Below are 11800 nucleotides of genomic sequence, written 5' to 3'. Positions count from 1 at the left end.
CCATATATGGGCTTCAGCCCAACACCTGAAACGAGCGTCGCTATTGTTGGGCTGAAGCCCAACCTACAAGAGAGTCATAAGGCCGCTCATTCTTTACCACCCGTCTTCAGGTGCCCGCGGGGCGGTTCGTGTACGAGGCGCCAAGCGTCCTATCGGTTTTGCACGGTGCCGGCCGAACGCATTCGCTGCGAGGGCGCAGCTCCTACAGCGCCTGATCCCATCCGCTTTTATCTGTCGCGGTGGCCGCTCCTAGGCATCCCTGCAACGTCAACGCAGTAGCAGGGTCAAAATGGGACTTGTCGATACCCAAAACGTTTCACGGGGCACGCTGAGCGCCGCTTTGACTCGTTTGGACGACCACGGCGGCCCCGCAGGGGTGAGGGCAGGGACAGCCCGAGTATTGCTCAGGTGCAGCCTGAGGCACCAAGCATCTATTCAGAAATACCCCGGTCTTGATGAGGCCGGGGTTTTTCGCTTTATGGGAGGAGATGGCCCGAATATTCCGAAAGACCCGCTATGATAACCGCCTGATCCCATGTGCGCTTTATCCGCCGCGGGTCGTGCGCGACCCCGGCCAGTAGCGAAACGCTTGAGTGTCGATGGTAGTGTAGGTGGGGTTTCCCCATGTGAGTACCCGAGGGGGATACAAAGTAGGTCATCGCCAAGGATTTCCTTAAACGAAAACGCCCCAGCCGACAGGTTGGGGCGTTTTTGTGTTGGTTGTTCGGCGATGACGCTCAGCGCATATCGCGGCGAGGCACCGCTCCTACGTTCCCTTTACGACGTATTTGTCCGATATAGAAAACACGGCCGCCGGTAATGGTCTCTTTTAGGAGTGGCGCAACCAAAGGGCACTTCCTCGCCACGAACGGTCGCCAGCCGCCTCGAACGCGTATTAAATAGGTTTCTTCGATTCAGCAGCCGGTCTGCTCATTCTGAACCAAGCTGGTTTTCCAGTTCATTCAGATGGGTCAGAAACAGGTTGAATATCTCCGACTGGGACGAGATGTTGAGCCGGGTGTGGATATTCTTCCTGTGTACCTTGACGGTGCCGAGGCTGATGTTGAGCATGCCTGCGATTGCCTTGGACGAGTGGCCCTGCAGTATCAGCACGGTAATCTCCTGCTCGCGGCGTGTCAGTGCGCCGGCGGCAAAGCTCGCCAGGGCCTGTTTCATGGCGCTGTCCGATTTCTCGTACTGTACGTACTCCTGGGACTGCGACAGCCAGAACTGCCGAATCAGCGAACTGATAACGGGGCTGCTGTTTTGCAGTCGCTGAAACTCCGCCCGGCTAATCGGACCGAGCGAGGACTTGCGGCCGAGTGTCAGGGCGCAGCTTACCTGCTTGTTCAGCTCGGTCACGAGACTGAACTCTTCGACAAGGTCGAAGTTCTTGTAACAGCTCTGGTAGTACTCGGTGGTTTCAAAGGAGTCCGGCGCAATCTCCGACAGTCGTGTGAACGCCGAGAGCTCCTGTTTCTGGATGGCATTGAACAGCGGATCGAGTACGTAGTACTTGTTGATGTAATTATGCAGTGTCCTGCTCATGTCGGCGGGATCATCAGGGTAGATGATGATCGGCTTGAACGACTTTTTGTAGGTGACCATCAACGCGGTGTCGAACCGGCACAGCTCCGACAGAAACTGAACCAGTACGTTTGGAAAGCTTTTCAGTCGCGAATGGTCGATCAGCAACGCAATGTTGCGATTGAACACGGCGGAAGGTCCGTCCGTATTATTGCCTTTCAAGATAGTAACTGCCTGGGGTGGATTCTCGGGCTTTAGCTGCTTTTCGACGGTTCGGCATATCGGAAGCGGGCAGATGGTCGGGATGCGAGAATATTTTATTAGTATGTGACCACAAATAGAATTTTGTGGTCATGCCGGTCGAAAGTCAACCACTGTCCGTAGGGCTCTGTTTCAGGGCTCGGTTCCTCAATGCTCAGGGCACGATCGAAGCTCTTTTCTCCCCATGCGTGGTATCGCTGAGCATGTCATATACCCATTGAGTGATAGTTACAGCGGCGAGGCGCTCGGTTACTGTGCTCTTCAACGGGGCTTCTTCACCCTGGTCAGGGCTAGCTGGAGTATGCGTTCTCTATTGAATGTGATCACGTACTGAGGTCAAAGCATTTTTCAGTACGCTTTACTGAGGATGTACCTGCGAAAGTTTGCACGCACAAAGGCCGCCTCCTGGTGTGTCGGCAGCACACTCCTGAATGTGCTGCCGGGACAGGATGCGGGAAAAAATTAAATAGAGATGCCTATATGTCTGCTCATAAGAATGGAAAAGAACTGGATCTTTTTATTACCGACCTGAACGGTAACCTCAGAGGCAAGCGTATGCCGGCCTCGGCGCTTGGCAAGATCATGGAGGAGGGTATAAAACTGCCGCGCTCTGTCCTTGGCTTCGACTTCTGGGGCGACGATGTCCTGGAGAACGGGCTGGTATTCGAAACCGGAGACAGCGACGGCATCTGCATGCCGGTTCAGGCGGAGCCCGTACCGGTCACCTGGTCAAGCACCCAGCGCAGCCAGTTAATGGCGACCATGTTCAATCCGGATGGCTCTCCTTTCCTCGCTGATCCGCGACAGGTACTGAGCTCGGTGGTCAAGCGCTTCAAGGCGCTTGGGTTGACCCCCGTAGTGGCAACCGAGCTGGAGTTCTATCTGATGGACAGCGAGTCCGAGGAAGTCCAGCGCCCCAGGCCTCCGGTACTGGTCGAAGGTCATGGCAGGCGGCTGGCCGAAACGGATTGCTACTCCATCGACGACATGGATGGACTGGCGTCATTCTTCTCCGAGGTCCGTGCCACCTGCGAACTTCAAGGGGTACCGGCCGATACGATCATATCCGAGCTCGGCCCGGGTCAGTTCGAGATCAACCTGAACCACGTGCCCGATCCGATGCTGGCCGGCGACCAGGCAATCATGTTCAAGCGCCTGGTGCGCGGTATCGCGCGCAAGCACAACTACTCGGCCACTTTCATGGCCAAGCCTTACGCGGACAAGAGCGGCAATGGCTTCCACGTACACTTCAGCCTGCTTAACGAACAGGGCGAGAACGTGTTCAACAACGGCGGTGACGAGGGGACCGAAGTGCTGCTGCACGCGGTTGGCGGCCTGATGCAGACCATGCCGGACAGCATGCTGGCCTTTGCGCCGCACATGAATTCCTACCGCCGCTTCATGGTGGGGGCGCATGCGCCCACCTGCCCCAACTGGGGCTACGAGAACAGAACCGTGGCGATTCGCATCCCCGAAAGCCCACCGGTCGCGCGGCGTATCGAGCACCGTGTCGCCGGGGCCGACGCCAACCCTTACCTGGTGCTGGCGACCATCCTGGCGGGCGCGCTCTACGGTATCGAAAACAAGCTGATGCCGCCCGAGTCGGTGGAAGGGGACGGCTACGCCGAAGACGTCGATCCTGAGCTCGCACTGCCAAACAAGTGGGACGATGCGACCAGGTTGTTCAGCCGCAGCAAGGTACTGCAGCATTACCTGGGTGAAGAGTTTATCCACGTTTTCACGGCCGCCAAACGTCAGGAACAGCGCAAGCTGCATGCGCAGATTTCCGATATCGAGTACGAGTCCTATCTCGGCTTTCTGTGAGCGGCAAACAGCAAGGTAATCAATATGAAGGTTGGAATTCTTGCGGCGGGAACCTCGCCGGATGAACTGGCAGACAGACACGGCACCTATGCCGATATGGTCTGTGCACTGCTGCAGCGAGCCGGCATGGATGCCGAATTCAGTGTCTACGAAGTCAGGAACGACGACTTTCCTGACACTGTGGAATGCTGTGATGCCTGGGTGATCACGGGATCCAGGCACAATGTCGACGAGGGGATGCCCTGGATCGGACGCCTGGAGCGAATGGTGCCGGAGATTCTTGCCGCCGGTCAACCTCTGGCGGGTATCTGCTTCGGTCATCAACTGATTGCGCAGGCCCTTGGCGGCAGGGTCGAACGCTTCAGCGGCGGCTGGGGGCTGGGCCTGCAGGAGTATGCGCTGCTGGATAGCGCTCACCTGGAAACGGAGGGCAGGCGGAGCTTTCGCATCAATGCCATTCACCAGTACCAGGTTGTCGAAAAGCCGGCGTCGGCGGACGTCTTCGCGACCTCTGAATCCTGCCGCTTTGCCGGTCTGCTCTACGGCGAACAGGTTATAACGCTGCAGGCGCATCCCGAGTTCAGTAGCGACTTCGAACGGGAGCTGCTGGTGTTGCGCAAGAGCTCGGCTTTCCCCGACGAGGCCGCCAGCCGGGCGCTGGCGGCGCTGGATCAGTGTCCGGTCGACACGGACTCCGACCAGGTCGGGCAGTGGCTGGCGCAGGTCCTCTGCCGCGCAGCCTGAGAATCGGAGCCCACAATAAAAATATATTTTGACGAGATATAACATGTCAGCACTTTCACATACCAAGTCGTACTACGCGGCGTCGGCAAACGACACACGCATTCGCCCTGCACTGGAAAGCGAGGTCCAGGCAGATGTCTGTATCGTCGGCGCCGGATATACGGGGTTGTCCACCGCACTGCACCTGTCCGAGCAGGGCTTCAAGGTCGTCGTGCTGGAAGCCAACCGCATCGGTTTCGGTGCATCCGGCCGCAATGGCGGCCAGATCGTACACAGCTACAGCCGCGATATCGATTTCATCGAGCGTCATTATGGCCAGGCTACCGGCAAGGCAATGGGCGCCATGGCGTTCGAAGGCGGCAAAATCATCCGCCGTCTGGTCAGGGATTACGATATTCAGTGTGATCTCAAGGATGGCGGTATCTTCGCGGCCTGCAACAACAAGCAGTTCGCCGAGCTGAAAGGCAAGAAGGCGCTGTGGGAAGCCAATGGTCACCGGGAGCTGGAGCTGCTGAGTGCCGAAGAGACACGCGGCTACATCGGTACCAGCCGTTACACAGGTGCTCTGCTGGACAAGTCAGGTGGTCACTTCCACCCGCTCAACCTGGTGCTGGGTGAAGCGCGGGCGGTCGAATCCCTGGGCGGGGTCATCTACGAAGGCTCCGGAGCGGTGAAGATCGAGGAAGGCAGCCAGGTTCGGGTGCACACGCAGAAAGGTTGTGTAACCGCCAGCTTTGTTGTCGTGGCCGGTAACGCCTACCTGGGGGACCTGGTACCCAAACTGCAATCCAAGGCGATGCCCTGCGGTACCCAGGTGGTCACCACCGAGCCGCTGAGCGAAGCGCTTCAGCAGGAGCTGCTGCCGCACGGCCAGTGCGTGGAGGACTGCAACTACCTGCTCGATTACTTCCGGCTGTCCGGCGATGGTCGTCTTATCTATGGCGGCGGTGTGACCTACGGCGCGCGCGAACCGGACAAGATCGAATCGCTGATCGTACCGAAAATGCTGAAGACCTTTCCGCAGATGAAAAACGTCAAGGTGGACTTTGCCTGGACCGGCAACTTCCTGCTGACCCTGATGCGCCTGCCGCAGTTCGGCCGGGTCGGGGCTCACTCCAATATCTACTATGCGCAGGGCTACAGTGGCCACGGCGTTACCTGCTCGCATCTGGCCGGCAAGGTGCTGTCCGATGCGATCCAGGGACAAGCCGAGCGTTACGACGTCATGGCGTCCCTGCCGCAGTACCCCTTCGTGGGTGGACGCATGATGCGGGTGCCCTATACGGCGCTCGGTGCCTTCTATTACACCCTGCGCGACAGGCTCGGCATCTGATTCGGACTTAACCGCTTACGGAGCGTGATCCGCCCCCTTCGGGGGCGGTGCGGCCAGAATAAATTAAAAAAATAGGTCACTATTCATGAGTAGCAAGCCAACATTTGCGGCGGCCGGATCGCTGCAGCACAATCGTCACGGCATTTCAGGATCCAGCCAGTGGATCCTCTTCTACAGCGCCATCATGGCGGGCTTCTGGTACCTGTCGACTCTTCACACCGCCGACGAAGGCTTCGGCTTTGCCAGCACCCTTCCTGCGCTTCTTACGCTCTGTGTGGCGGTCTTCAGCAAGCGCTCACTGGAGGCGATTTTTGCCGGCATCATCGCCGGGCTGATCATGCTGAACCCGCTGGGCGTGGTGAGCAGGCTGGGGGAGTTGTCGATCGGCGTGGTCACCAATGAAACCATCGCCTGGATCGTACTGGTCTGCGGCATGATGGGCGGACTGATCACTATCCTGGAGCGCGGCGGCAGTGTCGTCAGCTTCGGCGAGATTTTGGCCCGTCGCATCAGGACCCGGCGTGGCACCATGCTGACCACCTGTACGCTGGGTATCCTGGTGTTCATCGATGACTACCTCCACTCGCTGGCGGTGTCGGCGTCGATGAAATCGCTGACCGACAAGTACAAAATATCCCGCGAAAAACTCGCCTACCTGGTGGACTCCACGGCGGCGCCGGTCTGTATCCTGGTGCCGATCTCCACCTGGGCGGTCTACTTTGCGGCGTTGCTGGAAGAAAACGGCGCCGCGGAGGCGGGCAGGGGCATGTCGCTGTATATCGAATCGATTCCCTTCATGGCATATGGCTGGGTGGCGCTGCTGGTTGTGTTTCTGGTGGCGGGGGGGCTCATCGGCAACCTGGGCGCGATGAAGCAGGCGGAAGCACGGGCTCAGCGGGGTGAAACGGTTCCGCCGGGCGTGGCAATGGATGGCTTCGATACCTCCGGCATCAAGAAGGTGTCGCCGGTCGTCGGTCTGATCAACTTCCTGCTGCCGATGGCGGTGCTGGTCGGCGCCAGTATCTACTTCGATATCGATCTGCTGCTGGGCGCGCTGACGGCGTCACTGTTCACCATGGTGCTCTACTTCTGGCAGAACCTGCTCAATTTCGGCCAGCTGGTCGACTCCATGCTGGATGGCTTCAAAGTGATGCTGCATCCGGTCGCCGTTGTCTGCGCGGGTTTCATGCTGAAGGATGTGAACGATCAGCTGGGCATGACGCCCTACATTATCGACATGCTGTCGCCCTACCTGTCCAGGGAGCTGCTGCCGGCGCTGGTCTTCGCTGTTATGGCAGTCGTGGTCTTTGCTACCGGATCCAGCTGGGGGGTGTTCGTGGTGTCGCTGCCGATCGTGATTCCGACCGCGCAAAGCCTGGACATGTCGATGCCGCTGACCGTTGGGGCGCTGCTGTCGGCGTCCGCTTTTGGCAGCCATGCCTGCTTCTTCAGTGACTCCACGGTACTGTCCGCGCAGGGCTCGGGCTGCACCTCCGTGCAGCATGCCTGGACGCAGATTCCTTATGCGGTTCTGGGGGGCGTTATCGCCTTTGCCGTATTCCTGGTACTCGGCTATTCATTTGCCTGATCCTTCCTGAGAAAAACCCCGCGCCTGTGAGGGCGCGGGGTTGTCTGTCCTTACCCCTCTTTCTCGTCGGCAAAAATCACGTCATCTTCCGGCTGATGCCGCTCCAGCAGTTTCGGACGCTCGATCAGCAGGTCGAGCACCAGGCCGATCACGACGGCATAGACGGTCGACTTGGGATCGGGCATCGCCATCGTCGCGGGCCTGCTGGACCCCCTCCGGTTGCGGGACGAGTCGTAACCGCCTCGCAGATTCCTCCCCTCTGTCTTGAGGGCCCGCGATCAGCGCGCAAGCGTCACCGCTTCAATTATCGAGCCGCCGGGTCAATACTATTGCAGTCGCCAACCGTAACAGGAGGAGTCGTGAAAACCGAAGGTCTGCTGTTCGATCTTGATGGGGTGCTTTATGTCGAAGGCCGTCTGGTGCCCGGCGCACTGGAAGTGATGAAGGCCGTGGTTAAGAAAAATATTCCTTTCCGCTATATCACCAATACCTCCACTAAGTCACTCGATAGCCTGCAACGGCAGCTTGAGGAACGGGGGCTGCCGGTTCCTGAAGGTTCTGTCTTTAGCGCCATCAGTGCCGCCGTACAGTGGCTCGAGCACAACGGCGTTCGACGGATCTTGCCGTTACTGGCTGAAGACGCTCGCAGGGATTTTGCCGGATTCGAGATCGATGAGGACAACCCGGAAGTGATCGTTCTTGGAGATATCGGTGACCAGTGGAACTATGCGCTGCTTAATCGATTGTTCGGCCTGTTGATCGCGGGCGCCAAACTGGTTGCGGTGCACCGCAATCGTTACTGGCAGACCGAGACGAGTTTGCAGCCGGACCTCGGGCTATTCGTCGCAGGCCTTGAGTATGCCGCCGATGTAGAGGCGGTCGTTGTAGGAAAGCCCGCCCGACAATTTTTTCAGGCGGCTTGCCAGGGGATAGGGCTAGAGCCGACCCGGGTTGCCTTGGTCGGAGACGATATAGAAAGTGATATTGGCGGGGCTCAGCAGGCGGGGCTTCAAGGCATACTGGTTCATACAGGTAAGTACCGTGCAGAGCTGGTTCGGCGATCCGGTATCAGGCCAGATAGCGAAATCGATAGCGTCGCAGACCTGCCTGAACTGTTGGCCGCGCTCTTTGGCCGGCAAGGATAATAGGGGGATGTAAGGCAGTGTGGGAACGCAATCGACGCCGAAAGGGACTCAACGGCGGGGAGTCTGGCGTTGGAGGAGGCCTTAGTTCTTGCCACCTTTGTTGTCAGTAAGAAAGCTAACTTTATCTCTGTGCCGCTGTGCAGGGCACTGCTGGATGATAATCAGGAACTGTTTGTGGGGCGTCTGGTGGTGCTAACCCGCATGGTGGAAGATGACCTTCTGATTTGTCGGGTTCGTCCGCGCCTGCCTGCGGATAGCCTTAGTGCGCGCCAGTTACTGGTGGCGCTGCAGGTTGCCCGGGGGCTCAGTCACAAGGAGGTGGCTCGGGTGCTGGGAATTGCCCCTGCCACCGTGCGCAACCATATTCAGGCTATCCATGTCCGTCTGCGGGTGCATAACAGCGCCGAACTGGTGGAACAGCTACAGCTGGCTGGCTAGTGAAACGCGCGGCGGGTTTGCACCGGGTTCCTTAGCAATCATTAGATAACGTGCTGAAAGCCTTTAAATAATAATCAGCGAGCTCGTCACGAATCCCATGGCAAAGGCCACCGTCAGCGATACGGACAAAAGAAGAGCTGAGGCTGGTTACACCGTCGGGCATTACAGTTGCAGCGCAGCTGGCAGGCCTTAGCGAACCAGGATCAAGCCAAACGAAATCAGAATCGCCCCGTGAAGCAGTTTTTCGAGCAGTTCGGGGTCAAGGTGCAGTTGGGGTTGTGGGTGTGCCATTTGGCGGTACAATCCTGACATTTTTAAGGTTAATTTAATCGCTGAGGTGGCTGCCGTGAATGGCACAGTTACGGTGCGTTCGAGGCGCCTTCAATCGAAGAGAGGCGCGCGATTATAGAGTTTTCTAGCAGTGCGTCAACGTTCTAATCATGAGCATTTTTAACCCATGAGGATACGTATTTTCAGGTGGCTGAAACAGCACGTTTAAGGTGCCTCGGCCCCAGGAATGGGGCGCTTTGGGGCGTCAGCTCCGGCGGTTAATTCAGCCCTGAGAAACTGCATTGACAGGTTTCATAGGACTAAATTAATCATCAAAGTGTCCATTTCCTATTCGGCTTCGAGGCCCGCGGTGTTGTGCATTGTCCAGTAGCTGGATTGCCAGTCTTCCCGTTGTTCCGGTGAGAGGAAACTCCAGGCAATGAAGCGGCTGATTTTTTGCCCCTGTGCCATTTCGATGACGCGCACCTGTGCCGCACCGGTCTGTTTCAACACCCGCTGTATACCCGCCAGGCTCGCCTGCTTTGCTACCAGGGAGGTGAACCAGTAGCACTGCTCGCCATAGGCTTTGCTCTCCTGCACCATGCGGCAGATGAAGCCTTCTTCACCACCCTCACACCACAGCTCGTCGGCCTGGCCGCCAAAGTTGAGTTTGGGCGCCGCCGCTGGCTGCTGATCTTTTTTGAGGCCACGCCATTTGCGGTCGGATTCAGCGGTCATCGCCGCTTCCGAGGTGTGGAACGGGGGGTTGCACAGGGTGATGTCAAAGTGTTCGCCGGCTTTCCAGATTCCGTTAAAAATATGGTTTTGTTGTTTTTGTAGGCGGGCTTCAATTTTTCCTGACAGGCAACGGTTAGACCGAACGATGGTTTGTACCGTGCCCACGGCGATGGCATTGATATCGGAGCCGACAAACTGCCAACCGTAGGTGCGGTTGCCAATAATGGGGTAAACGCAGTTTGCGCCGATGCCGATGTCCAGCGCTCTCACCGTACGCCCGCGAGGCACCACGCCGTTATTTGAGTCTGCCAGCAGATCAGCCAGGTAGTGCACGTAATCTGCTCTGCCCGGGATCGGAGGACACAGAAATCCCGGTGGGATATCCCAGAACGCGACACCGTAAAAATGACTCAGCAGGGCCTGATTCAGCGCCTTGACCGCCTGTGGGTCGGCAAAGTCGATGGACTCATTGCCAAACCGGTTTAGCTGCACGAAGGGCGACAGCGCGGGGCTTGCTTTGGTCAGTACGGCGAAATCATAGCGTCCCCGATGCGGGTTGCGGCTATGCAGCTCGGCCTTGTGGGTGCGTATGGCGTTGGATTTTTTCATGGTGTCGTCGGCGTACGAAGGGTTGGCGGGCAGTATACCTGACAACGGCTTTGTCGTGCCCGGTGTGCTGGTGATTCGGAAGCTAGCAGCCTGTCGGGCTTGACCGGTCGTAGCGAGGGAAAGTCTGTTTTGTTCAGCACATCCATGTGCTTCACCCCTTCGGGGTTTGCACGTTCAATCGCTCCCGGCGATTGAATGAGGCAGTTTTTGGGCTCTTTTGAGACGATAAATCGGCAGGATTGCCGATTTACACAGCGATAGCTGCCCACAGGGCAAGCTACAGGGATGTAGCTTGTAAATAGTGGTTCTATTTAACACTTGAAACGAAGTGTAAAGAACCGCTTTAGCGGGGTCGCAGACCGAGGAGCCTGCGACGAGTAAAAATGAGTACACAAAATGACCAGAATCGGATTTTCCGCAGTAGATCAGTGTTAAGTCCGACAGGCTGCTAGGGCATTATGGAGTAAACTCTGCCGACGCCCCGCTGCAGTTGCATGAAAGGATTCCGCATTGAGCAACGATCCCGTTCGTCATTACCACCACAATGCCAGTGACTTTATTGCGCAATATGATTCAATGGATGCACAACAGGTTCATGCGCTCTGGTCAGACAGGCTCGCCCAGCTACCTGCAGGCCGAGCACTGGATGTTGGCGCGGGCAGTGCCCCCATGAGCATTGAGTGGACGTTGGACAATGCATGAAACCACCTGTAGACCTCCCTGTTTTAGTGCCAGGACGAGATTTTTTGCGGATTAATGCTGAATACTTGAGTTGTTTTTAGTCCCGCCAATATCAGGTTTTCATGATAGAACGATAGCGCTACCGCTAAAAAATTAAGCCCGGGCTCTATAGAGTCCGGGCTCTCGATATTACGCTTATATTCTCAGACTATTCGGTTAAAAAGAGCCTGCCTGATTTCCCATCGATTTTTTAAAGTCTTACTGCGCAGCCTTCGCGTAAAGACTGTCCGCACGCAAGGGCGATTTCAAGGGCTCGTCGTCCGTCCTGCTGGCCGACGCTGGGCAGTAAATTGGATTCCAGACATGAGATAAATTCGGCTACTTCTTGCTCGAACGACTGGGCGTAGCGTTCCAGGAAAAAGTGCTTGAGCAGTGGTTTGGCGTCGGTGACTTCTGCACTCGAGTGACTGAGCAGGGTGTCACGCTGGTTCTGGGTCTGCAGCATGCCGCCTGAACCAAAAACCTCGATCCGCTGGTCAAATCCATAGACGGCTTGGCGACTGTTGTTGATATGACAGAGCACGCCACTTGGCATTTTGAGCGTTGTCATCGCCGTATCGACGTCACCGGCCTTGCCGATAC

Annotated in this window: 11 protein-coding genes; 7 read left to right on the top strand and 4 right to left on the bottom strand. The window is 57.2% G+C overall.

Annotated elements, in window-relative coordinates; all coding sequences use genetic code 11:
* Positions 1–930: 930 nt before the first annotated feature.
* On the bottom strand, positions 931–1716 hold the full coding sequence (locus F451_RS0124070) for a LuxR C-terminal-related transcriptional regulator (RefSeq protein WP_020683978.1): 786 nt from the start codon (positions 1714–1716) through the stop codon (positions 931–933).
* 552 nt (positions 1717–2268) lie between these two features.
* Here F451_RS0124070 and F451_RS0124065 point away from each other — a divergent pair.
* The 4 genes from F451_RS0124065 (at position 2269) to F451_RS0124050 (ending at position 7277) form a co-directional block, all read left to right on the top strand.
* The gene (locus F451_RS0124065) at positions 2269–3612 is read left to right on the top strand and encodes a glutamine synthetase family protein (protein WP_020683977.1); all 1344 of its coding nucleotides are present in this window, start codon (positions 2269–2271) and stop codon (positions 3610–3612) included.
* 24 nt (positions 3613–3636) lie between these two features.
* Positions 3637–4356, top strand: a complete 720-nt coding sequence (locus tag F451_RS0124060) for a glutamine amidotransferase-related protein (RefSeq protein WP_020683976.1) — start codon at positions 3637–3639, stop codon at positions 4354–4356.
* Between the two features lie 43 nt (positions 4357–4399).
* The gene (locus F451_RS0124055) at positions 4400–5689 is read left to right on the top strand and encodes an NAD(P)/FAD-dependent oxidoreductase (protein ID WP_020683975.1); all 1290 of its coding nucleotides are present in this window, start codon (positions 4400–4402) and stop codon (positions 5687–5689) included.
* A gap of 85 nt (positions 5690–5774) precedes the next feature.
* Positions 5775–7277 (top strand): Na+/H+ antiporter NhaC family protein, encoded by a 1503-nt coding sequence (locus tag F451_RS0124050; RefSeq protein WP_020683974.1) that lies wholly within the window; start codon positions 5775–5777, stop codon positions 7275–7277.
* Positions 7278–7327: 50 nt separating this feature from the next.
* Here F451_RS0124050 and F451_RS28175 read toward each other — a convergent pair whose 3' ends face one another.
* Positions 7328–7468: a hypothetical protein gene (locus tag F451_RS28175; protein WP_020683973.1), complete on the bottom strand. Its 141-nt coding sequence runs from the start codon at positions 7466–7468 to the stop codon at positions 7328–7330.
* 168 nt (positions 7469–7636) lie between these two features.
* On the opposite strand from F451_RS28175, the gene F451_RS0124040 reads away from it, so the two are divergent.
* Together F451_RS0124040 and F451_RS0124035 are read left to right on the top strand one after the other, a co-directional pair.
* Positions 7637–8422 (top strand): TIGR01458 family HAD-type hydrolase, encoded by a 786-nt coding sequence (locus F451_RS0124040; protein WP_020683972.1) that lies wholly within the window; start codon positions 7637–7639, stop codon positions 8420–8422.
* 69 nt (positions 8423–8491) lie between these two features.
* Positions 8492–8860: a helix-turn-helix domain-containing protein gene (locus F451_RS0124035; RefSeq protein WP_020683971.1), complete on the top strand. Its 369-nt coding sequence runs from the start codon at positions 8492–8494 to the stop codon at positions 8858–8860.
* A gap of 618 nt (positions 8861–9478) precedes the next feature.
* Here F451_RS0124035 and rlmF read toward each other — a convergent pair.
* On the bottom strand, positions 9479–10477 hold the full coding sequence (rlmF, locus tag F451_RS0124025) for a 23S rRNA (adenine(1618)-N(6))-methyltransferase RlmF (protein ID WP_020683969.1): 999 nt from the start codon (positions 10475–10477) through the stop codon (positions 9479–9481).
* 510 nt (positions 10478–10987) lie between these two features.
* Here rlmF and F451_RS27995 point away from each other — a divergent pair.
* Positions 10988–11179, top strand: coding sequence for a hypothetical protein (locus tag F451_RS27995; protein WP_156826625.1), 192 nt, complete (start codon positions 10988–10990; stop codon positions 11177–11179).
* Between the two features lie 229 nt (positions 11180–11408).
* On the opposite strand, the gene F451_RS28170 is transcribed toward F451_RS27995, so the two are convergent.
* On the bottom strand, positions 11409–11800 hold a 392-nt coding region (locus F451_RS28170; protein WP_020683968.1), incomplete at its 5' end, for a Gfo/Idh/MocA family oxidoreductase.

The sequence above is a fragment of the Marinobacterium rhizophilum DSM 18822 genome (assembly GCF_000378045.1).
In the GTDB taxonomy this organism is placed as follows: Bacteria; Pseudomonadota; Gammaproteobacteria; order Pseudomonadales; family Balneatricaceae; genus Marinobacterium_A; species Marinobacterium_A rhizophilum.
This window is presented reverse-complemented; position numbering and strand designations above follow the sequence as displayed.

Coding starts and splice junctions, on each gene's coding strand:
- F451_RS28175 (WP_020683973.1), bottom strand. CDS start 7,468: ATGGCGATGCCCGATCCCAAGTCGACCGTCTATGCCGTCGTGATCGGC.
- rlmF (WP_020683969.1), bottom strand. CDS start 10,477: ATGAAAAAATCCAACGCCATACGCACCCACAAGGCCGAGCTGCATAGC.
- F451_RS0124050 (WP_020683974.1), top strand. CDS start 5,775: ATGAGTAGCAAGCCAACATTTGCGGCGGCCGGATCGCTGCAGCACAAT.
- F451_RS0124065 (WP_020683977.1), top strand. CDS start 2,269: ATGTCTGCTCATAAGAATGGAAAAGAACTGGATCTTTTTATTACCGAC.
- F451_RS0124060 (WP_020683976.1), top strand. CDS start 3,637: ATGAAGGTTGGAATTCTTGCGGCGGGAACCTCGCCGGATGAACTGGCA.
- F451_RS0124055 (WP_020683975.1), top strand. CDS start 4,400: ATGTCAGCACTTTCACATACCAAGTCGTACTACGCGGCGTCGGCAAAC.